At 42.1% G+C, this 25148-nt stretch carries 14 protein-coding genes; 6 read left to right on the top strand and 8 right to left on the bottom strand.

Features of this window, described 5'->3' with window-relative positions:
• Positions 1-197 precede the first annotated feature (197 nt).
• From HC965_RS10760 to HC965_RS10745, 4 genes are read right to left on the bottom strand one after another with little or no spacing between them, the layout of a single operon-like run.
• On the bottom strand, positions 198-1175 hold the full coding sequence (locus tag HC965_RS10760; RefSeq protein WP_191031503.1) for a glycosyl hydrolase family 18 protein: 978 nt from the start codon (positions 1173-1175) through the stop codon (positions 198-200).
• A 54-nt stretch (positions 1176-1229) separates the two neighbouring features.
• Positions 1230-2897: a BACON domain-containing protein gene (locus HC965_RS10755; protein WP_191031502.1), complete on the bottom strand. Its 1668-nt coding sequence runs from the start codon at positions 2895-2897 to the stop codon at positions 1230-1232.
• 27 nt (positions 2898-2924) lie between these two features.
• Positions 2925-4559, bottom strand: a complete 1635-nt coding sequence (locus tag HC965_RS10750) for a RagB/SusD family nutrient uptake outer membrane protein (RefSeq protein WP_191031501.1) — start codon at positions 4557-4559, stop codon at positions 2925-2927.
• Positions 4560-4579: 20 nt separating this feature from the next.
• Positions 4580-7540, bottom strand: coding sequence for a TonB-dependent receptor (locus tag HC965_RS10745; RefSeq protein WP_191031500.1), 2961 nt, complete (start codon positions 7538-7540; stop codon positions 4580-4582).
• A 221-nt stretch (positions 7541-7761) separates the two neighbouring features.
• Here HC965_RS10745 and HC965_RS10740 point away from each other — a divergent pair, with 221 nt between their 5' ends.
• A complete protein-coding gene (locus HC965_RS10740) occupies positions 7762-11712 on the top strand; it encodes a two-component regulator propeller domain-containing protein (RefSeq protein WP_191031499.1) in 3951 nt (1316 codons plus the stop codon).
• Positions 11713-11846: 134 nt separating this feature from the next.
• Positions 11847-12554, top strand: a complete 708-nt coding sequence (locus tag HC965_RS10735) for a hypothetical protein (RefSeq protein ID WP_191031498.1) — start codon at positions 11847-11849, stop codon at positions 12552-12554.
• A 128-nt stretch (positions 12555-12682) separates the two neighbouring features.
• Here the strand turns inward: HC965_RS10735 and ahpF are convergent, their stop codons facing one another.
• Both ahpF and ahpC read right to left on the bottom strand, forming a co-directional pair.
• The gene (gene ahpF / locus HC965_RS10730) at positions 12683-14233 is read right to left on the bottom strand and encodes an alkyl hydroperoxide reductase subunit F (protein WP_191031497.1); all 1551 of its coding nucleotides are present in this window, start codon (positions 14231-14233) and stop codon (positions 12683-12685) included.
• Positions 14234-14319: 86 nt separating this feature from the next.
• Complete coding sequence (gene ahpC / locus HC965_RS10725; RefSeq protein WP_022136546.1) at positions 14320-14886, bottom strand: alkyl hydroperoxide reductase subunit C; 567 nt, start codon at positions 14884-14886, stop codon at positions 14320-14322.
• Positions 14887-15731: 845 nt separating this feature from the next.
• On the opposite strand from ahpC, the gene HC965_RS10720 reads away from it, so the two are divergent.
• From HC965_RS10720 to HC965_RS10705, 4 genes are all read left to right on the top strand, one after another.
• Entirely contained in the window at positions 15732-16253 is a 522-nt protein-coding gene (locus HC965_RS10720; protein ID WP_191031496.1) for an NUDIX domain-containing protein, read from the top strand.
• Between the two features lie 132 nt (positions 16254-16385).
• A complete protein-coding gene (locus HC965_RS10715) occupies positions 16386-19403 on the top strand; it encodes a tetratricopeptide repeat protein (protein ID WP_191031495.1) in 3018 nt (1005 codons plus the stop codon).
• Positions 19404-19423: 20 nt separating this feature from the next.
• Positions 19424-21145: a TonB-dependent receptor gene (locus tag HC965_RS10710; protein WP_191031494.1), complete on the top strand. Its 1722-nt coding sequence runs from the start codon at positions 19424-19426 to the stop codon at positions 21143-21145.
• Between the two features lie 58 nt (positions 21146-21203).
• On the top strand, positions 21204-21800 hold the full coding sequence (locus tag HC965_RS10705) for a type 1 glutamine amidotransferase family protein (protein WP_191031493.1): 597 nt from the start codon (positions 21204-21206) through the stop codon (positions 21798-21800).
• 104 nt (positions 21801-21904) lie between these two features.
• Here the strand turns inward: HC965_RS10705 and HC965_RS10700 are convergent, their stop codons facing one another.
• Positions 21905-23905 carry a glycoside hydrolase family 97 protein gene (locus HC965_RS10700; protein ID WP_191031492.1) on the bottom strand — a complete coding sequence of 667 codons (2001 nt, stop codon included), beginning with the start codon at positions 23903-23905 and terminating at the stop codon, positions 21905-21907.
• 152 nt (positions 23906-24057) lie between these two features.
• On the bottom strand, positions 24058-25146 hold the full coding sequence (locus HC965_RS10695) for a hypothetical protein (RefSeq protein ID WP_191031491.1): 1089 nt from the start codon (positions 25144-25146) through the stop codon (positions 24058-24060).
• Between the last annotated feature and the right edge of the window lie 2 nt (positions 25147-25148).

Genomic DNA, 25148 nt, shown 5'->3' with positions numbered 1-25148 from the left:
TTTTGGGGGTTAATGTTAAGCGCATCAAAGGTAAGAAAAAAACAAAAAGCTACAAAGATATGTGTTGATACCTTTGTAGCTTTTATTCTGTAGCTTTTATTCTCCGGATAGCCTTTCTAAAAATCGGGGGATAGAAATAGGCTGTATTATTCAAGGTCGATTATAATCTCTTATGGTTTGTCAAGCATATTACGACCTCATTTTGTTTTCCATTTTCCGGTAATATCCCACATTTGAGGTTCTACGCTGCCAAAATGCCAAAAACCTATTTGGGGAATTTCCAGTTCATCAGCTAACTCGAGCAACGCTTCCGTACTCCTGACATCACTAGCATAAAACAAATGCCGTTGTCCGTCAGTGCTGTCATACAAGTACATATTTACTTTCTCATAACACAGCCAGGTAGGAGAAGGTAGTACACCACTTACGCTGTCAGGCACAGATTGGTAAATCTGCCTTCCTTTTATATTCCCGGTCACCGCATAATCATTTGAATAAGCGGGTAAGGCCATTACCAATTTATTCCGGGGAATGTGTTTCATCCAAAAGGACATGGTTTCCTTTGTCCACGGGAAATTGGAAGTAGGACCGACTCCCATGCAATCATCCCTATGTTTAAGTTCCGGATTACCTACTCCCGGCGCAAAATACATATCATAGCACATCACTCTGACTAAATCACAAGTTCTTGCCAGTACTTCCGGATCATGGAACATTTTCGCATTCTCATCCTGATACAAAGCCGGATAGAATCCTACACAATGACTTAATTTCTTTCCGGCGGCATGAAGTTTCCGTGAAGCAAGTTCCAGGAATCCTGTATATGTATCCTGAACATCAGGATTCAAATGCTCAAAATCCATATCTATTCCGTCATATCCGTTTGCATGGCAATCATCTACGTAACTATCCACCAGCGCTTTTATTTTCTCCGGTGTGTTGATATTCTCTTCATTTCCACCTACGGCATGATATACCTCAATATTGTTCTGATGGCACTCATCAATAAAAGACTTCGGGGGATTGCCGAAAACACTGATGGAATTTACGAGTTCTTTTACCGGCTCTATATCCTTAAAAGAACTTCCATCCTTATAAATGAACCATGGATATATCTTTTTCTCCGCGGTGGTAAGTGTTTCTTGCTTACAGGAAACACTTATCATTAATAGCATCGCACAATATACTACTGTGCTGATTATCTTTGAACACTTCATTATCGACCAGAATTATTCGTATATATAGTTCTTATATTCAAAAGAGTCATATTTGGCAGTATATATTCCCTGAGTCTCTTTATCTCCCTGCCATCCTCCGCCATTGGCAAAGGTTACAAATGAGAAGCCAAACTGGAACGCTTCAGGAGTATACCAGGTATCGTATATTTTCACTATATCGCCATCGATAATCCATGCTGCGCTATACATGCCATCTTTAAGTCTAAGGTCAATCGTCAAGGTATGTTTACCCGGATCAATAGGTACACCATAAACTCCCAGTGATTCCGTATAACAGCGTACCAACATCTGTCCAGGAACCGGTGGTATCTGACATGCGGCGCGATCATTTTCCGTACCGGGGAAGACGAACATGGAGAATGATCTTTCTTCGGCATTAGTAGCGGCAATATTACCTCCGGCTAACCATTTCTCACCAACTCCTACATTGGGAACATCTATCACCCAAGTATACTTTCCTGCTCCTACCGCCTCTGTATAAGTAAGATTAGTACCGTTTGGCAAATTCAATATTCCGTCTGCTATGGTTCCACCAGCATTCGTCCATCCGGTAGGTATAACTCCGTCTTCATCAAAATCCCATCGCGTCGTTGTTCCTTCCGGTTCAGGCGGAAGCTGACCTTCGATAATCGGTTTCATCGAATAATCATAGGGAGCATATTCCAGATAATCGAATAAGGCATAATTCTCCCGGGTAGCCGGATGGTCTCCCATCCCAACAAGATTCTCAACACTACACAAAGCACGGAAATATGCATCCTTCTCGCCAAAGTTCAGAAGTTGCTTCTTCATACTTTTTCCGTCGACCAGCCATTCTCCGAGATATTTATCATTCTCCAGTTTCAAATCCAGTACGAGCGTATGCCAAGCATTGCACTTAATAGGGAATTTATCAGTAAAGAAAGGATTCGCCTGACTGGAAACGAGACATAGCACTTCGTCCGATTTCACGTTATACGTGCTACGATCTGCAGCTGTACCTGAACAGATTTCAAAGTCCAGTTCATGTCCGTCATCAAAATACACGAATGCTCCGATACTCGCCTGGTCATTCATTCCCATTTCAGGAACATACACCCGCCATTCATAACGCCCGGAACCAAATTGTGTGGTCGTCTGTACTTTAAAACGATCGGCATTAGGCCATGCATACTCCTCTCCTGCCCGTGTGAATATCTTCAGCGCTTTTCCATTTTCGCAGTCGGGACAATCTACGATAGTGATCGGCTCTACTCCTGCCTGTAATCCTGTTTTTTCCCATCCCGTGAGATCTGAGAAGTCGTACATAGTGCCCTTATAGCCATCCTGAATAACAGTAATCGTCCGCAATTCTGCGCCTTTCGCTGCAATGGTGAGGGTCGCACTACGTTTCGGGCCGCTATTCTTGGTTGCGGAAATATTCAGTGTACTATTGCCTGTTCCTTCCAAAGGGGAAACAGTGAGCCAACTACCGCCACCCTGATCCACTGCAACTTTCCAGTTAGCTTCCGATGTTATATCCACAGTCTGAACTTCAGTCGGAGAGACCTCGAATGTCAAGGCATCCTTGGAAGCTGCGCATGGCACAACTTCTGTCTTCTCTTTGTAGCTATCGCCACATGATATCATAGAGGCGCTATATAATATACCTATTGCTAAATACAAATATCTTAGTTTCATAATGATTATTTTTTATATCTGTTTGATTCAGTTTTTCAAATTCGGATTAATGGACGAATCCACAAAAGGACGGGGCAGATACATTTTACTGTCACTCCACGTACCCGATACAGAGACTGCTTCTTTCCTAAATACTCCGGGAGCGACTTCAATCTCCGGATTTAATTTTCTGTATTCAAAATGATCCTTGATACGATTCATACGGAACATGTCTCTCGCTCTGGTAGCGATGTTTCCCCAATAATATCCGGCTATTTCCCAACCATGTTCATTATAGGCAGCTTCCGCCAACTCGTCATACGACATAGTTGTCTTATAGACATCTTTTTCCGCTACAACAGACCCGTTGGCACGGTTGCGTACCTCATTCAATAAATTAACCGCTTCTGTAATGCTACCTGTTTTCGAACGGCCTACTGCCTCGGCATACCAGCAGTACACTTCCGAAAGACGGATTAGCTGATGTGTCTTTTCTCCATCCTGGTTCATCGAAATCTTCGGATTCGTATAGTCGAACTCTTCGCCAGTGGTAGTTTCTACTTTCTTCATGAAACAGGGGGCAATTACAACACGTGGCGCTGTCGGATCGGGGTCTTCCCACCAGTCGCGCAATTGAGTTTCATTCTTCAATACAACTTTAGGGAAATAAGACGCATCCTTACGTGAGCCTTTAGGGAAATCATACCAGAATTTAATTTCTCCGTTCGTGTCACCCCAGCCACCGCCACCATAAGCATAGTCGGCCAGGAAGTCAGCCAAAGGAGCATTGGTTATCGCGCCTATTCCACGATTGTAATAAACACCAAGCAAAACTTCCGGATTGTTCTTGTTATACTTCATTGAATATACATCCTTGTAATCAGGCAACAGTTTATAATAATAAGTACCTTTCTTTGAATCATCGATAACTTCTTTTGCTTTTGCGGCAGCCAGTTGGTAGTATTCTGTTCCCTTGTTCAACGGCCATCCTGCCATTGCCATATATACATAAGCCAATGTTGCCTTTACTGCTCCCTGGCTAACGGCGATATTCACTCCGTTTCTTGCATAAGGATCTTTCGTGTAATTGGCAGGAACCATGGTTTCCGCTTTTTTCAGGTCGGACACAATCAAATCATAGATTTCGGGAATCGTAGCCAACGGCATATTGTAATTGATCTCATCCTTCACTACCATAGGCACTTCTCCCCAAGCCATTACAAAATATAAATAAGAATAGGCACGCCAGTAATGGGCTTGTCCAATGGCGGCATCTTTTTCTTCCTGGGTCACTTCCGGAGTCCGTCCTGCATTGTCGATGATGAAATTAGCAGCTTTTACCAACCGCCAACGGGCTCCCCACAATTCAGTCATCCATGTGTTATTATCTGAAACGCTATAAGTATCCACTTCACGCAGTCCTTGTTTGTTGGCCGCGGGATGTGTGGAAATATCGTCACCCATCACAGACTCAAAGCCAGCCCAGATGTTTGCATACATATCGCTCGCAACTTTGGAATACATACCATTCAGTGCCAAGTCCAAATCACCTTTTGAATTGAAGAAATTTGTTACTGCCAACTGTCCTTTGGGATCTTCCGTCAGCAAATCCTCGCAGGATACCATCCAAAGCGCCAGCAATGCCAGCCCGGTGATCTTGAATATTCTATATATTGTTTTCATATCCATCTATAATTAAAAGATTAAAAGTTAAGTTTCATACCAAAAGTAAATGTTCTCGGAACAGGATAAGATCCCATATCCACACCATTATAACCGTAGACACCTTCACTGTACACTTCCGGATCCATACCTGTATATTTCGTTAGTGTGAACAGGTTTTGAGCACTGACCGACAATTGGATATCGGCTATTTTCGTTATCTTTTTAGGAAGGTTATATGAAAGACTTATATTTTTCAGTTTCACGAACGACGCATCCTCAAGCCAGAAATCAGAATCCGGGTAATTTCTGTTATCCGAGTTTTTATGACTTGCATACACGGCATCGGCCTTATTTGCAACTTTATCCCAACTTTTGTAATAGGCATCGGATAAAGAGATGAAACGATATACGCCTGTCATGGAAGCCATTGCATAGCGGCTTACATTCAGTCTGTCCTGTCCTAACGCAGCATTGATAAAGAAATTGAGCGTCCAGTTTTTCCAGGTAAATGTATTGTTCCATCCGAAAGTCCACTTAGGTTCCGATTGTCCCATCGTAGTCAAATCATCTGCACCCGGATTGGTTGTCAAGCTTCCATCAGACTGGCGTTTGTAGAGGTTGGCACCCTTATCATTAAAGTTTTTCCATTCATAGAGATAGAAAGAACCGATCGGATAACCCACTTTCTTAATCTCGATAGGGCCACCACCAATGCTTGTATTATTTTCTCCGACAATAAAATCGCTGCCTGCCAAGTCGACTATCTTATTTTTCAGATACGATGCATTCAGTGAAGTTTCCCAGCCAAAAACATCTTTATCGGTCAAAGGAGTTGCGGTGATCGAAAATTCAACACCCGAATTTCTCACTTCACCCTGGTTCACCCAAAAAGAACCACCGCCATTATACTGCGGAGCAGGTTTACGAAGCAACAGATCTTTAGTATCTTTCCGGAACCATTCGGCTGTAAAATTCAGGCGACCGTCTAAAACTGTGGCATCCAAACCGATGTTATACTGATATGTACTTTCCCAAGTCACATCCGGCGTAGCCAAGTTACCAGTCCAATAACCCGTATGAACGGCATCGCTGCCATAACCATCATAATTGGTAGCAGCCAACATTCCCAGTGTACTGTAAGCACCGATACTTTGATTACCAACAATACCGAAACTACCTCTTAACTTTAATTGCTGGAAGATATCCTGTTTGCTCATAAAGTTTTCTTTGGCAATATCCCAGGCAACTGCTGCTGACGGGAAGTATCCCCACTTATTCTTTTTCTGGAACTTGGATGAACCGTCCGCGCGGAAAGTACCGGTCAGCATATATTTACCTTTATAGTTGTACATAACACGTCCGAGTCCTGACACAATAGCTTCTGAAGAATAACCATTGCTTCCATCGCGTGTCTTTGCATTCTGTGCATTCCAGTAACCGACGAACTCATTCGCCAGTTCGCTTCCGGTCAGAGTCAGATTTCTTCCTTCAGCACCGCTCGCCTCAAATACGGCTGTTGCGGTAAGATGATGATCGCCAAAACTTGTGTTATAAGTCACATTGTTGGTATTCTGCCAGAAGAGATTCATCCTGCTCGAATTTTCCATGCCGCTAAGCTGTCCGGGTTTGGACAATTCCGAAGTAAAGGAGTAACCGGGGACATGGGAATAATTGGCAGCACCCTGCACGGACAATGTCAGACCTTTCATAATTTTGAAAGTCAAATCCATATTACTATTCAAGGCATACACGTATGAATCACCGTAATTCGCAACGCGGGCACCGTAAGGGTTACCGTTTACCGAATTGTAGGGGTCCATATTATAGACGCCTGTCACCGGATCTTTCATTTCCATCGTAGGAGAATAGTTCAGAAAGTTCATGATGTCAATGCCGCCATTATGGTTATGGGTACGAGAAGCATTAATCTTTGTAGAAAGCGTCAACCACTTGGTGAGTTCGTTATCCAAGTTTATCCGCAACTGTGCACGTTGATACTTAGTGGTGATAGTCATAGCCGTCATATTCAACAGATTGGCCGAAATAAGATACTTATTTTTAGCTGTTCCGCCGGAAACGCCCAATTTGTAATCCTGACTAATGCCTGTCTGCAACATCAGATTTTGCCAATCAATGCCTTTGGAACCATTCTTATAGGCTTCCATCTCATCTTCTCCAAAGGAGATGCCATTATACTCCTTCAATGCAGTGGCATATTCATAAGCATTCAGCAAGTCATATTTCTTAAGGATATTCGATACGCCGATAGCTACATCTGCATAAATCCGGACTTTACCTTCCACACCCTTTTTAGTAGTTACCAGTACTACGCCATTAGCACCACGAGAACCGTAAATTGCTGTTGCCGAAGCATCTTTCAGGACTTCGATAGACTGAATATCAGCAGGATTCACGTCCAGCCCGCCGGACATGATACCATCAATAACATATAGCGGGTCATTGCTCGTATTAATAGAGGTAGTACCACGCACACGAACCTTAACGCTACCACCCGGTAGACCGTTTGCGCTCGTCACCGCGACACCCGCCGTACGTCCTTGCAGAATATCTTCCACTCGTTTCACTGGCTGGTCTTTGAATTGTTTGGAAGAAACTGAAGCCACGGCACCGGTGATATCCGATTTCTTCACCACACCATAACCAATGACAACGACCTCACTCAATTGATTCTGGTCCTCCTGCATTGTAATCTTCAGACTGGTATTCTCACCCAGCTTGACCTCCTTAGTCACATATCCGATATAAGAGAATAATAAGGTGGAACCAACAGGGGCACTAATCGAGAACTTACCGGAAATATCCGTAACCGTACCCGTGCGTACGTCTTTCAAAGTCACGTTGACACCAATGACGGGTTCGTTGGTATCAACATCTGTAACAGTACCCGAGTACATCTTTGCAACTTGTGCGTAAGTAGATGCAGCTGCCGCAAAAAGAAAGATTAGCAAACAGCCAAGCGTTTTTTTAAGTTTATTCATATACTTTTCATTTATTAGATAAGGAATATCGATGCACAAATATAGATGGATATGCTAAAAAAGACATCAATTAGTATACAAATAAAGTCCGCTATTATTCAAAACACGTCCTCTGATGCCTTTCTGAGACATCAGAGGATGCCAACCGGACAAAAGAAGACAGATTTTTATTGTGTAGTTACATAACTTCTCCTATATTTGCTTCATCAAATAGTCATACTATGCCGAAAAGACACCTCCTAAGAATATGCTTACCAGTCATCCTGATATTCCTCTTTGCTCTCTCTGCAAGGAGCGAAGAACAACATTATTACTTCAAGCAGATTTCTTTGGAACAAGGATTGTCGCAATCAAGGGTACAATGTATCCACAGGGATCACTTGGGAGTGATGTGGATAGGTACAAAATGGGGGCTTAATAGTTATGACCAGTCTGAACTGAGAAGTTATTTCCATGACCGGAACCAGCAAAATTCCTTGCCGGACAACTTTATCCGTTTCATCACAGAAGATCACTCCGGTAATTTATATGTGTCCACCAACAAAGGAATTGCCACATACAATAAGACAGAGAATCAATTTCATCCACTATTATATAATGGAGAACCATTTCAGACCTGGTCGTATTTCCCGACAAGCGACGGATTTATATTCGGTGGGGAAGAAACGCTATATAGGTATAACCTGAATGACAAGAGTATCAACGTTATTTTTCCTCATATAGAAGGAGATTCCCGAAAATGCATTAACCGTATCTTTCAGTGGCAGCCCGACTTGTTAATCATCAGTAGCCGGAAAGATGGTCTGTGGATGTACGACCTTGTCAAGAAGAAAATGTATCGCTGCCCATTTGTCAAAGAGCGCGAAATAAACACTATTTTCGTCGATTCTCACAACCGGCTATGGATTTCCTTCTACGGTAAAGGCATCGTATGTTACTCTAAAGAAGGAAAAAGGCTGTTCGAACTGTCCACTAGAAATTCAGGTTTGAACAATGATATTATCTTTGATTTTGTTGAAAAGGACAACCAATTTTGGATAGCTACCGATGGCGGGGGAATCAATATCCTGGATCTCCCTACCATGAAGTTCTCGTACCTTAAACATATTTCAGATGACGAACAATCCCTGCCCAGCAATTCCATCTATTGTCTCTACAAAGACCAAATGGATAACATATGGGGTGGCAGTATCCGCGGGGGGTTGTTCGGTATCAAGAAAGTGTTTATCAAAACTTATAAAGACGTGCCGTTGACCAATGTCCACGGAGTCACCGAACGAACCGTAGCCAGTATTTATGAAGATAAAGACACACTGCTTTGGATAGGTACCGACGGAGGTGGGATCAACTCTTTCAACCAAAAGACGAATACCTTCCATCATTATCCTTCGACATACGGGGAGAAGGTCACCTCTATCACCAACTTCTCCGAGAATGAACTGCTATTATCATGTTTCAACAAGGGAGTCTTTACTTTCAACAAGAAGACTGCCCAAATGCGCCCTTTCCCAATCATCAATGATTCTATCTCCAAAAGAGAATTTTCTTCAGGTGACTTGGTGAATTTATACGCCACCAAAGACCATATCTACATCTTAGGAGCCAGAGTATATATCTACAACAAGCATACCCGGCAAACATCTATGCTTTATGCCCCGAAAATAGATGTTGAGCGCAAAATAGCCATGCAGGCCATTTATTCCGATGATGACGACCTGTATCTGATGGGAACCAATAATCTGTTCAGACTAAACATGAAGAACGATGAACTTTCTTCATTGGTCAGTACCAAAGAAGGCGACGATTTCACTTCCGCCTGTAGGGATGGCAAAGGAAATTTCTGGATAGGAAGTAATTTCGGGTTACTATTTTATAACAGACAAACAGGAACAGCCGAAAAGATACAAACCAGTTTGTTCAATAGTGTGTCAAGCCTTGCCTACGATAAAAAAGGCAGGATTTGGATAGGAGCCCAAAATATGTTTTTCGCTTATATCATCGACGAGAAACGTTTTGTAATTCTTGATGAATCGGACGGAATGCCTTTCAATGAATTGATATTTACCCCGATCCCGGTTTTACGTACCAAAAACCTGTATATGGGCGGTACTATGGGGCTAGTGCGTATCAATACCGATATTGTTTTTGATAATAATTCATCTCCTGTCCTCAAGCTACTTGACGCGAATCTGAATGGGAAATCGACTTTGGAACAAATCAGAGACAAACGTATCTCGATTCCCTGGAATCATTCATCATTCAATATTAAGGTAATTGCCGACGAAAAGAGTTCCTTCCGAAAGCATCTTTTCCGGTATACTATTGCAGGAAAGAATGAAATGGTAATCGACAGTTATCTCCATACACTGGAACTGGGTACATTGGCACCGGGAGAATATACCATCAGCGTATCTTGTGATACACCCAACGGTGAATGGATTCAACCGGCAGAATTATTAACCATCACCGTCTCCCCGCCCTGGTGGAAATCCACGTGGTTTATCTGCCTATGTATTTTCCTGGCGTTATGCACTGGAGGGGGGATCTTTTATATTCTAATTAAAAAGAAAGAAAACCGCCTGAAACAGAAGATGCGTGAACATGAAAAAAAGACATATGAAGAGAAGATACGTTTTTTAATCAATATCAGCCACGAATTGCGTACTCCTTTGACTCTCATTTATGCTTCCCTGAAAAGAATCCTGAACGGAGAAGTCAAACCAAACGATATACCGGAATATCTACGCGGCGCATACAAGCAAGCCGATCAGATGAAGGATATTATCAATATTGTGCTTGATGCCCGGAGAATGGAAGTGGGACAAGAAGTACTGCGTATTTCCTCTCACCCTTTGCACGAATGGATAAAGGAAGTGGCAGGTACTTTTCAGACGGCATCCAAGGCAAAAGAAATTGAGATTTCATATAGCTTTGACGAGCGTATACAGTGCGTCACATATGATGACACCAAATGCAGGGTCGTACTTTCCAACCTGATTATGAATGCATTGAAATACAGTTCCAATAATACCCATATTATCATAAAGACAGTCCGCACGGATGAAAGCATTCAGGTATTTGTGCAAGACCAGGGTATCGGACTGGACAATGTGGATATAAATAAACTTTTCACCCGTTTCTATCAGGGTAAACATAACGAAGGGGGAAGCGGTATCGGTTTATCTTACGCTAAAATGTTGATCGACCTGCACGGAGGCAGAATCGGAGCTTTTAACAATAAAGACGGCGGAGCTACCTTCTTCTATGAACTGCCGGCCAATCTGCAGGAACAGGAGGTTTCATGCCCTCAACATTCTTATCTCAACGAACTTTTAAGTTCTCCCGAAGAAGAAGAAAAGATAGAATCCGATTCCTTCAGCCTGCAAGGGTATTCATTGCTGATTGTGGAAGATAAGCAGGATTTAAGAGAGTTTCTGAAAGATGCCCTTAAAGATAAATTTAAGAAGATCTACCAGGCAGAAGACGGTTTGGAAGCACTTAGGGTTATCAAACAGCAGCAGCCGGACATTATCGTAAGCGACGTCATGATGCCGCAAATGAATGGTTATCAATTATGTAAAGAGATTAAAGAGAATCTGAATATCAGTCATATTCCTGTTATCCTACTTACTGCACGAGCCGATTCCGAGAGTCAGATGTTGGGATATAAATTAGGGGCTGACGCCTATTTATCAAAGCCTTTTGAAATGGAAATGCTTCTTAGCGTCATCCGAAACCAGATAAAGAATCGGGAATATATTAAATCCAGATACAGGGGTAATCAGTTCGTTCTATCTCCGCAAGAAGCTACCTTCAGCAATGCAGACGAACAGTTTATGATTAAACTAAATGAGATGATCGATCAGAATTTATCCCAATCCAATTTGGACGTGAAATTCCTGACTTCCCAAATGGCTATGAGCCGGACTTCCTTATACAATAAAATCAAAGAATTGACCGGCATGGGAGCAAATGATTATATCAATCGCAGAAGAATCGACAAGGCGATCGTTCTTCTGGTTCAGTCTGATATAAGTATCACAGAAATATCGGAGCAGGTAGGTTTCACTTATCAGAGATATTTCAGCACCTTATTTAAAGAAATGAAAGGGGTAACTCCTTCTCAATTCAGGACCCAACACACTGCCAATCATCAACAACAGCCAGAATAACCGGAGATTTTAGTGCAAATATGAACATTTCCTGACTTGAAATGACTAAATCCGGATGAGAAGAGGAGAGTATTCAAGTACTTTTGCAACGAAAGTAATTTAGAAAAACTAAATACACCTCAAATTCAATCATCATGAGAAACTATTATTTATCACTGGCACTAACATGTATTTGCAGTATTTGCTTTGCACAGCAACAGGCAAACGACATTCCCACAGGAAATCCACCAAACAGAGAATGGGACTTCAACACTTTGGACGGATGGGAATATGGACATCAGGATAACAATCCGGATAATCAATGCGTATTGGAAAATGGCTACTTGCGGATTTACACCCGTGCCAATTCAACAGACCGGAAAAAGGTTCGTACAACTGACCGGATTTACACAACAGGAAGATATACTTGGCGTACACACATCCCTCAAATGGGAATAGGTGACCAATGCAGTGTAGGTTCGTGGATATATCATAACGACCAGCACGAACTGGATTTTGAAGTCGGATATGGAATAGATTCAATTCGCCGGACACTGAATGCCGCTCCAAACGAAATGATCGCCTATATGACATCACAGGCATATCCATTTTCTTCTGTACCTGTAACAATCAAGACCGGATGGCACCTGTTCGAAATCGACCTGACATTGAAGAATGGCAATTATTACATCACCTGGCTGATAGATAAAGAGCCCAAACATGAGCTTCAATTGGAATTCGGGAAAGAAATAGCATTCTACATTTTTTGCAGTGTCGAGAATCTGAAATTTATCGGTGACCGCCCGGCACAACAGGAGAATTCCGGGTTATTCGACTTTGTCAGATACGAGTACCATGATTAGTTGTTCACAAAAATGTCATAGTTCTTGAGTTTAGAATTCATCCTCACTACGAGTATTTCAACTGTACTCTTAAAGTTTTGTTTCTAACTTTTGGGGTACTGTTTAAAGACTCGTAATGAGGGTGTACATTAAATCACTCCACGCACCCTATCATCGAATGCGGAAAGCGCAGCTTTCGCACCTTCGCCCATAGAGATGATAATCTGTTTATAAGGGACAGTTGAAACATCTCCGGCTGCATAGATACCCGTCACATTCGTACGACAATGTGCATCAATCACAATTTCACCCGGACGATTGGTTTCCACCACTTCACGGAATACACTGCTATTCGCAGAAAGTCCGATTTGTACAAATACACCATCCAGTTCAACGAGACGTTCTTCTTCTGTTTTACGGTCTTTGATGCGCAGAGCAGTCAATTTATCACCGTTTCCTATCACTTCCGTAGTTTGAGAGCTTACAAAAACCTCTACGTTCGACAATGATTTAAGTCGTTCCTGAAGTACATTATCAGCTTTCAGTTCATCCATAAACTCAAAGACCGTTACTTTAGAGCAGATACCTGCCAAGTCTATGGCTGCTTCGATACCGGAATTTCCACCGCCGACTACCGCTACATGTTTTCCTTTATAAAACGGCCCGTCACAGTGAGGGCAGAAAGCAACGCCGCGGCCTATATATTCCGCTTCTCCCGGAACGTTCAGTTTGCGCCAGCTTGCACCGGTCGCAATAATCAAGGCCGGAGCCAGGAACTTTTCACCAACGGAGGTAGTGACCAGCTTTTGTTTTCCCATAACTTCCACTTTCTCCACTTTACGATGTTCAAGTAAATCTACGGGATAACGCAGTAAATGAGTTTTCAGATTGTCGGCAAGTTCGTTTCCTGTTGTTTCGGGTACAGAGATTAAGTTCTCGATACCGACTGTTTCTTTCACCTGTCCGCCAACACGCTCAGCTACAATAGCCACACGCAATCCTTTACGGGCAGAATAAATAGCTGCCGATACTCCTGCGGGACCTCCACCGGCTACAACCACATCATATTCCTTTACTTCCGCTTCTGCTTTGGTTTCATCAATGCCATATTGTTCTTCCAGTTTCGCAAGTAGTTCACCGAATTCGCCACGACCTACATGAAGCAGTTTTCCATCTGCAAAGACAGAAGGTACTCCCTGTATCTTCAATGCATCCACTTCATCTTGATAAAGCGCACCGTCTACCATCTCATGGGTGATGGAAGGATTCAGCGTAGTCATAGCATTGAGAGCCTGTACTATGTCGGGGCAGTTCGTACAAGTAAGTGAAACATAAGTTACCAAATGTATCGGGCCTTTCAATGCCTTCACACGGTTACAGACAGCCTCATCGGGAAAATTCTTTCCTTTGCCGTCCAGGTTCAGGATAGCCAGTAACAGTGAAGTAAACTCATGTCCGTTGGGAATACCACGGAAAGTGATTCCTGTACGGTTGCCATTCTTCAACAAAGTAAATTTCAGCCCGCTTCCTTCATTCACTACACAAGTGATGTGGTCGGAACAATCCGCTACATCTCCCAGCAGTTCTAACAATTCAGTTCTATTCTCATAACTAGATGATACCGATATATCAAAAGTAAAATTCGCCTCCAGTCCGGCAAATATACCCTTCAGTTGTTCTTTTAATGCAGATTCTAACATACCTGTTCTCCTTTCGTTTTTTGAAAAGAAAGGCCGGCAGCGTTTCCCGTTACCGACCTTCCATAATCATCATTATCAAAGATCTATCAAATCTTACCTACCAGGTCGATGCTTGGTTTCAGAGTAGATTCACCCTTCTTCCATTTGGCCGGACAAACTTCTCCGTCATGGCTGGCTACAAACTGTGCAGCTTCTACCTTACGAAGCAATTCGCTCGCATCACGGCCAATGTTGTTATCATTCAGTTCTACCACTTTAATCTTTCCTTCCGGGTTGACAACGAATGTGCCGCGGTAAGCCATACCTTCTTCTTCGATATATACACCCAGTGCACGGCTCAAAGCACCAGTCGGGTCTGCCAACATCGGGTATTGGATCTTACGGATACTTTCAGAAGCATCATGCCAAGCTTTGTGTACGAAGTGAGAGTCAGTGCTTACCGAGTAGATTTCTACACCCATTGATTTGAACTGATCGTACTTTTCAGCCATATCCACCAATTCAGTAGGACATACGAAAGTAAAGTCGGCAGGATAGAAGAAAAGAATTGCCCATTTACCTTTCAGGTCGTTGTTGGTTACAGTCTTGAAAGCTCCGTTGTGAAAAGCCTGAACGCTGAATTCAGGAAGTTGAGAATTTAAAATTGGTTCCATAATCTTTTTGCTTTTTATTATTATTAATTGATTTGACTTATAACATCAGAAACTTCGTTTTGTTTCTTGTTTCTGGTGCAAAGATAAAGGCAGAAGTCCCGCCTTGCAAAAAATGTCCAATCGAATAATTCTATGCGGTGATAGATGAAACTAATCATGCCGGCCAAATGTCCTATTTTTAAGATTTGTATCATAACCAATTTGTTTAAATTCCCACAATAAGAAAAATGATGCATAAAACTACGCATATATATTCTGTATTTACCTGCTTTTTTGCATATAAACAAGAGGAATATGCAGAAAACGAAAGCTTTTCGAATTATTTCCCGGTATGAAACAATGTGTTTCTCACCGAGAAACAAAGTGTTTCACACCGAGGAACACTTTGTTTCAAGATAAGGAACAATCCAAAGAACAAAAAGAAGGATTTTAAACGTCCATACAGAGCGTTATTCACCCCAGTTAGTGCACGAACAAAGAACTGTTGGATTTATCAAATTAGAAGGTTATTCTAAGTTTTTCTTTCAATATGCCAATTCAGATAGTCCAAATGAGAATCATTAACAATAAATAGTCCAATATAAGAACGTTTCCTCATTCATCTTCTTCAATTCCTGCGAGTTTTTCCCTTTGAGCCTATAACGGACTGCATATTTGGGAAAGCAGAATGATTTAATATACAATTTTTCATATCCGATCTCTTTCAATACTCCACAGATAATATTCAGTTGCATGAGAAAATTATCTATCCTCTTTCTTTTTATATTCAGAATAAGCCTCTCACTCAATCTCATTTTTTTATAACTTTGCGTGCATAAACAATTAACTTGAACGTATATACAATTATGAAACATCCTCTTGCCCAATTCCTATACTGTCCCGAATGTGGTTCCTCTCATTTCGAAGTCAACAACGAGAAGTCCAAAAAATGTGCCGACTGTGGTTTTGTCTATTACTTTAATCCCTCCGCTGCAACCGTGGCACTGATCTTGAATGAAAAGAACGAACTGCTCGTTTGCCGACGTGCCAAAGAGCCTGCCAAAGGGACTCTCGACCTGCCCGGCGGATTTATAGATATGAATGAAACGGGCGAAGAAGGTGTTGCCCGCGAAGTGCTGGAAGAAACGGGATTGAAAGTAAAAAAAGCCGTTTATCAGTTCACACTGCCTAATATTTACATCTATTCCGGTTTTCCTGTTCATACGCTCGATCTATTTTTTCTATGTACAGTAGAAGACATGAGCCACTTTTTCGCTATGGATGATGTAGCAGATTCTTTCTTCCTGCCTCTCGCTGAAATCAATCCGGAAGATTTCGGGCTGGATTCTATACGAAGGGGGCTTAAAAAGTTCTTATCAAGTAGATAATTCGTTAAAATATAACAAATTAGAGAAACATATTCCATTCTATTCTGTCTAATATTTTAATGAGCTTTAAATTAATAGCTATTAAAATACGTCATTGAAAGATATGTAGTACTTTTGCATAAATACCCGATTATGAAAAAAGAAATTACCAGACTCATTTGCGCGGCTATCTGTTGCGCACCCATTATAGGATTTGCCCAGACAGGTGATAAGTTCACTTCGGCTGACAACCTTTATAAAGAAGGGAAAGAACTTTTCCAGGAAAAGAATTATGCGGCTGCCTTGCCGGCGCTGAAAGCATTTGTTAAACAAAAGCCGACAGCCAGTCTGCTTCAGGAGGCAGAATATATGCTGGTCAGTTCGGCGTACGAGTTGAATGACAAGAACCGAATCGAATTGCTCCGCAAGTATCTCGACCGTTATCCTGATACGCCATTTGCCAATCGCATTTATTCGCTGCTGGCTTCCTGCTATTTCTATGAAGGAAAGTATAATGAAGCGTTGGCACTATTCAATTCTACCGACCTCGATTTGCTAGGCAATGAAGAACGCGATGACCGCACTTATCAGTTGGCTACTTGTTATCTGAAAACTGACAATCTAAAAGAAGCGGCTATTTGGTTTGAGACGTTGCGTGCCAACAGTCCCAAATATGCAAAAGATTGCGATTACTACATTTCTTATATCCGCTATACACAGAAACGCTATAACGAAGCGTTGAAAGGTTTCCTTCCACTGCAAGACAACCCGAAATACAAAGCCCTCGTACCTTATTATATCGCTGAAATCTATGCACAGCTCAAAAACTATGATAAGGCACAGATTGTAGCACAGAATTATCTGTCGGCTTATCCGAACAATGAGCATGCGGCAGAAATGTACCGTATTCTCGGAGATGCTTATTATCACTTCGAACAGTATCATAAAGCGGTAGAATCATTCAACGAATATTTAAAGAAGGAGCATTCGGCTCCCCGTCGGGATGCCCTTTATATGCTGGGACTCTCTTACTACCAAACGAAAGTGTATTCCAAAGCAGCCGAAGCACTGGGCAAAGTGACAACTACCAATGACGCCCTTACACAGAATGCTTATCTGCACATGGGACTCTCCTATCTGCAACTGGCAGAAAAGAACAAAGCCCGCATGGCTTTCGAACAAGCGGCAGCGTCCAATGCCAATATGCAAATCAAGGAACAGGCAGCTTATAATTATGCCCTTTGCCTGCATGAGACTTCTTTCTCCGCTTTTGGTGAATCGGTCACTGCTTTCGAAAAATTCCTGAACGAATTTCCGACTTCACCTTATGCCGAGAAAGTCAGCAGTTACCTGGTGGAAGTTTATATGAATACGCGCAGCTATGATGCTGCATTGAAATCAATTGACCGGATTGCCAAGCCGAGCGCACAGATATTGGAAGCCAAGCAGAAGATATTGTTCCAATTAGGAACACAGTCCTTTGCCAATGCAGATTTTGAACAGGCTCTGAAATATCTGAATCAGTCCATTGCCATCGGACAATACAATCGTCAGACGAAAGCGGATGCTTACTACTGGTGTGGAGAATCTTACTATCGTCTCAACCGGATGATGGAAGCCGCACGCGACTTCAACGCTTATCTGCAACTGACTACCCAGCCCAATAACGAGATGTATGCGCTTGCCAATTATAACTTAGGATATATCGCTTTCCACCGGAAAGACTATACACAGGCAAGCAATTATTTCCCAAAATATGTTCAACTGGAGAAAGGCGAAAACGCAACGGCTTTAGCCGATGCATACAACCGTATCGGTGACTGTCACTTGCATGTACGCAATTTCGAAGAAGCTAAGCATTATTATTCGCAAGCCGAACAGATGAATACTCCTTCCGGGGATTATTCTTTCTATCAACTGGCTCTTGTATCCGGTTTGCAGAAAGATTATTCCGGCAAGATTACTTTGCTGAACCGACTGGTAGGAAAGTATCCGGCTTCTCCTTATGCTGTGAATGCTATTTACGAAAAAGGACGGTCTTATGTATTGATGGATAATAACAGCCAGGCAATTTCTGCTTTCAAGGAATTGCTGAACAAATATCCCGAAAGCCCTGTCAGCCGGAAAGCGGCGGCTGAAATCGGTTTGCTGTATTATCAGAAGGGTGATTACAATCAAGCTATCGAAGCCTACAAACTGGTTATCGAGAAATATCCGGGTAGTGAAGAAGCCCGTTTGGCTATGCGCGATTTAAAGTCGATTTATGTAGATTCGAATCGCATAGATGAATTTGCGGCCTTGGCTAATGCCATGCCGGGACATATCCGTTTCGATGCCAACGAACAGGATTCACTGACATATGCCGCTGCGGAAAAGATTTATATGCGGGGACGGATGGAAGAGGCGAAGACAAGTCTCAACAAATACTTGCAGACTTTCCCGGAAGGGGCTTTCAGTCTGAATGCACATTATTATCTCTGCCTGATTGGAAACGAGCAAAAGAATTATGATATGATTCTCTTGCATTCCGGTAAGTTACTGGAATATCCGAACAATCCATTTGCGGAAGAAGCTCTTATTCTGCGTGCCGAAGTTCAGTTCAATCAACAACAGACGGCGGAAGCATTGGCTAGTTACAAGATGCTGAAAGAGAAAGCGACCAACGTAGAACGTCGTCAGCTTGCTGAAACGGGAATACTTCGTTGCGCCTTCCTGTTGAGGGATGATATTGAAACGATTCATGCTGCCACCGATTTGCTGGCAGAAGCCAAACTTAGTCCTGAACTGCGGAATGAAGCTCTTTATTATCGCGCTAAAGCCTATACCAAGCAGAAGGCGGATAAAAAAGCCATGGATGACTTCCGCGAATTGGCGAAAGATACCCGTAACTCATACGGTGCGGAAGCTAAATACCAGGTTGCACAATCTCTGTATGATGCGAAAGAATATGCTGCCGCAGAGAAAGAACTGCTCAACTACATAGAGCAAAGTACGCCGCACGCTTATTGGCTGGCACGTAGCTTTGTCCTCTTGTCCGATGTGTATGCCGCTACAGGTAAAGACCTTGACGCACGCCAGTATCTGTTGAGCCTTCAACAGAATTATCAAGGCAACGACGATATTCAAAGTATGATTGAAAGCAGACTTCGTAAATTGAAAGTTGAGAATTGAGAATTAAAAAATAGAAAAGTATGAAACGATCTCATTATATAATAGGAGGACTCGCATTGGCAATCTCAATGCCATCCTGCCTTCAAGCCCAGACTACCCAACCCAAAGATACGACTATGAATCGTACCGTTGTTGTGGAACAAGAATATAACCCGGATATTATGGATGCTTCGAAAGTAAACGTCCTGCCCAAAGTGGAAGAGCCGACAGTCAGCAAGAAAGAGGTGGAATATGCCACGACTTTCTTTCCGGCAACTTCTGTTCCGGCTGGTCTGATGAATCCTTATACCGGAAAAGAAATCCAGCCCGGAACGACTCCCGGATATGTGCGTGCCGGATATGGTAATTTAGGCAATCTGGATATTCTTGCCAATTATTTATTCCGCCTGTCGAAAAAAGATAAGCTGAATGTACGTTTCCAAATGGATGGTATGGATGGAAAGTTGACTCTTCCCTTCACGGATGGTGAGAAATGGAATGCTTTCTACTACCGCACACGTGCAAATGTGGATTATACACATCAATTCAACAAATTGGATTTGAATATTGCCGGAAACTTCGGTTTGAGTAACTTCAACTTCAAACCGGAAAGTGTGAACAGTAAACAGAAATTCACTTCCGGTGACTTTCATGCAGGTATCCATTTCATTGATGAGACTGCACCGCTGCGTTTCAATGCCGAAACAAATCTGTTGATGTATGAACGTCAGCATAATATGATAAATGAAAATGAAGCCAATACAGGCATCAAAGAAACAATCATACGTACCAAAGGCGATGTTACAGGAGCTATCGGCGACCAACAATCGGTGACTATTGCTTTAGAGATGAACAATCTTCTGTACAGTGGATATACAAAGAATATTTCTACCGGAGACGAATATTTCAAGAACTATACAACACTTCTCCTGAATCCATATTATGAACTGGATAATGATGACTGGAAATTGCATATCGGTGCTAATGTAGATTTATCTTTCGGATTCGATAAGTCGTTCCGTGTTTCACCGGATATCACTGCACAGTATATCTTCTCTGACAGTTATGTGCTTTATGCAAAAGCAACGGGTGGCAAACTACTGAATGATTTCCGCAGATTGGAAAGTATCTGTCCTTATGGCGAACTGCCGGATGTAAATTCCACTGCTACTTTGGTCTATGTACAACGTCCCTATGATACTTACGAGCAAATCAACGGTAGCATTGGCTTCAAAGCAAGTCCTTATTCGGGACTTTGGTTCAATGTCTTCGGCGGCTATCAGAATCTAAAGAATGACTTGTCGTATTTGGGATTTGAAGCTAACGATATTCAGCCGGAGTCTTACCTGAGTTTTGCTCAAGATAACACAAATAACTTTTACCTCGGTGGTGAAATCAGCTACGATTATAAAGACATCCTGGGAATATCAGCTAAATATACTTACCGTAATTGGGATAGTAAAGCAGACAAAAGGTTATTAGTGATGAAACCAGTTGGCGAAATGTCCTTCAATATACGTATCCATCCGATTTCTGCTCTAAATATAAATCTGGGTTATGATTATATCAACCGGAAAGAAGTAAAAGAGTACGCAAAGATGACTGCAATCAACGATTTGCATATCGGGGCAAGTTACAATGTATTCAAAGGAGTATCTGTTTATGCACAAGTACATAATCTGCTGAATAAAAAATATCAATATTATTTGGATTATCCTGCCCAAGGATTCAACTTCTTAGGGGGATTGAGTTTTCGCTTCTAAGATCAATTAGTTAAAAGAACAATTCTATGATTGTTTGAAATTAACCCATACAGTAAGCATGAAGAAAGAAATAATTTTTGTACTGCTGAACGAGTTCGCAGACTGGGAAGGAGCTTATATTGCATCCAGTCTGAATGCAGGCGTCAAGCCTGGAAGCCCCATTAATTATGCAGTAAAAACCTTATCTATAAGTAAAGAGCCCGTCGTATCCATCGGCGGGTTTAAAGTCCTGCCCGATTACGGTATAAATGATATGCCGGAAGATTATGCAGGATTGATACTAATCGGCGGTATGCGTTGGTTTTCACCCGAAGCAGAGCAAATAGTTCCTTTGGTCGAAAAAGCATTAAAAGAAAAGAAGTTAGTTGCCGGAATATGCAATGCTTCAGTCTTTCTCGGCTCGCACGGATTCCTCAATAATGTGGAACATACGAGCAACGGACTTGACTATATAAAGCAATATGCCGGAAATGGATATACCGGCGAAGCCAATTATATCAATAAACAAGCCGTAAGAGATGGCAATATTGTAACAGCCAACGGACTTGCGCCACTGGATTTCTGCCGTGAAATACTTTATGTATTAGAAGCAGATACTCCTGAAAATATAGAAGACAGTTACAATTTTTATCAGAACGGATTCCCGTCGAAGTAATTTGTGAAATAAGAAATTCCCCGTTTAGCATGAAAGTCAAAAAGAATCCGACATTCAGCTAAAACAGGGAATTTTTCAGTTTAAACCAAAAACTTACTTTTAAACTATTTTGTAATCTTCACTACAAATCCACCACCGGGAGCCATATGCAGCTTCAATTTCCTGTCGGCTGATACACGAACCACTTCCCGTTTATAGTCTTTGCCTACACGGTCTGCATTAATTCCGTCTTTGAAAATTTCGGCATTAAATTCACCTTTTCCCAAGAAAGACAAATCAATTTCAACATCACGTGCATTCCAGTCGGTTAATCCGCCAACATACCATACTCCGTCTTTCTCACGTGCCATCACAATATGTTCAGCCACTTTTCCGCTAATCGGAAGCGTTTGTTCCCAAACGGTAGGGATAGAAGCGATAAACTTCGTACATTCTTCTTCTTTCAGATAGTTGGTAGGCGCATCACACAACATATTGACAGGTGAATCAAAGACAATATATAATGCCAACTGGCGGCAACGTGTTCCCTGACTCATCGGTTCCGTATATACTGCGTGGAAGTTCTTCATAATTACGTTGTTCATCGCTCCTTGCGTATAATCCATTGGCCCGGCCACCATACGGATGAAAGGTGCGGTTACATCATAAACGACCTGATCGGTTCCCGGCTCTGCCCATTTCAGTTCTTCCAGTCCATGAACCCCTTCAAAGTTGATGGTATTCGGATAAGTACGTTGCAAACCGGTCGGTTTGAATGTTCCGTGAAGGTCTATCAGCAATTTATATTTCGCTCCGGTTTCTGCCGCCTTGCGGTTGAATTCAACAACGTGCTGGTCGTCACGATCCATAAAGTCAATCTTGAAACCCTTGATTCCCATGGCTGCATAATGCTTGCATACCCGGTCCATATCCTTTTCAAAAGCACGGTAGCCCGCCCACAGTATCAAGTCCACATTTTTACTCTTTGCATAACTGATGAGTTCTTCCAAATTGATTTCCGGAATCACCTGGAACAAATCAGCTTTACCGGGTACTGCCCAACCTTCATCCAATATCACATATTCGATGCCAAATTTGGAAGCAAAGTCAATATAGTATTTATAGGTCTCATTATTGATGCCGGCGCGGAAATCCACATTATAGATATTCCAGTCATTCCACCAGTCCCAAGCCACCTTACCAGGTTTAATCCAGGAAAAATCGGAGAATTGTGCCGGAGTAGCCAATTTATAGATCATGTCATTACATAACAGTTCCGCATCATTCTTCGAGACGATTACCACACGCCAAGGGAAAGCGGTATTTCCTTTGACTTTCGCAATATAAGGCTCACGGGATTTCACCACGCCTTTTAATCCGCGTACCTCATCCACCACCTCTTTCGGGTAAGCAGCAAATGTCCCTTCCAAAGAATATCCATTGTCTCCATGCTTCACATACATTCCCGGATAATCCAGCAAATCGGCTTCGGTAATACAGATTTTCTTCTGATTCTTTCCTTCTGCCAAAACAGGCAAAAAAGCAATCTGTTCTTTATCCCATGCAGACAAGGCTGTTTCCAAATATGTATTTTGAAAAGAACTGTAAAAAGGATCTTTCTTGCCCTCGTTCATTCTTCCTTTCGGAGAAGCGACAAAGACTTTCGAATCATTCGGAAAACAGAAAGTAGCCTGTTCACTTTCCACCATAAACGGCTTCTTCAGATTTGAAATGAAACGGTAGGCCGCACCATCTTCATAAGCTCTGAATGTCAAGCTATATCCACCCTTAAAATTAATTATCAGTTCATTGAATCGGTCTTCTATTATTTTCTTCTTATAGACAGGCGGATAAATGGTTTCATTCACCGAACGTCGGATAATCCCTTTAACTTTCGGATTCAGCCCGAAAGCTGTACCATCCGTCAGTTTCATGGAAATGGGAGACGGAGCTACCATCACATCGCCTTCGTGAAGAACGGAATACTCCACATTCTTATCATTCACGCTCACATTCACCTGCACCTTACCGGATACATCCTTCAGTTCGTACACTTTCTGTGCACAAACGGTCAAAGGTGCGATAGCCATTAGAACCGGCAAAAGTCTTCTCATCATACATTTCATAAATCAATACTTTTTGTATATAATACTATTTTTATTTACACTTTTAATCATAAGTACGTCCCGGTATAGGCAAAGGACGGGCTAACAGGAATAAATTCCTGCTAATAATATATAGAATAAAACCGTCCCTTTACAGGTCTAAATTCCGTCTTTTAAAAATCAATGGTTACTTGATAAGTATCTTTATTTTCAAAAAAAGCCTGTTGTACTTCATATTCGGGAAGCCACACATATTTCTTCTCCCCCTTATATTCAGCTTCCAACAGGAAGGTGAACCAACGATTGTAAGGCAGTTCGTCCGTGTGCAGCGGCTGTGCCGGACTGTCATAAAGATTAGGGACACCCGTAATCAGATATTCACCTTTCTTATCCGTTTCATAAGTGCGGTAAGGGGTAGCAATCAGGTCATTGAATTTAGCACGCGAACCATACAAATTCAATTTCACTCCTTTCTTCTTTTTACCTTTCACATTCACCGATACCAGGATATTTTCAGGAAACATCTGTTTGAAGAACCCATCGAAATCACGTCTCGGACGCTTTGATTTTGCCGTATAATTGATAATATTCACAGCATACTGACTCCACTTATAAGTTTTATAGTGGCTATTCATCACACAAGAGTCAGGAGCATATTCGATACCGTTCACCGGATTATTTTTTGCACGTATCCTGTCGGCATACAAGTCCGTAACCCCACGGTAATGTCCGAACTCGTGCGCCACTCCACGGTGGAAATAGTCGATACCAAACAAATCTTCATGTTCCGTCTTGCTGCGGCTGCGGCAAATTACCATATTCAGGTCGTCCGCCCCACCGCCGCAATACCATCCTTTTGCCGCTTCTTCATCATCAAAGTCGAGAATGGAGTCAATAATCAGCAGTACATCGTGGTTGGGGAAACCGGCACTCTTCTTGTAAATGTTTTCCAGTTGACGGGAAGAACAATCATAAATCACTTGCAGATCCGGTATATAGCGGAAATAATAATTGAAGCGTCCGTCTCCTGCCTTGTTCCAAAAGTCGTTCACCTGATTAAAGAAAGCATTCAGTTTTGCCTGATAGGCTTCTTTTCCTCCCCAATGCTCTACTCCTGCTTTATCAACAGCTACAAATACCCGATATTCGATAGTATCCAAAGGTTGCTGAACCAGGTTTCCTTCTACCGTCTTAGCCTCTGCCAAAGAGAGAAACGGTAGTATAGCGGGAAACATGAGCCATCTTTTCCAGTTGTTTTTCATAT

This window comes from Bacteroides sp. GM023 (genome assembly GCF_014750685.1).
Lineage (GTDB): Bacteria > Bacteroidota > Bacteroidia > Bacteroidales > Bacteroidaceae > Bacteroides.
Note: the sequence above shows the minus strand (reverse complement) of the source record. Positions and strands in the feature narration are given on the sequence as shown.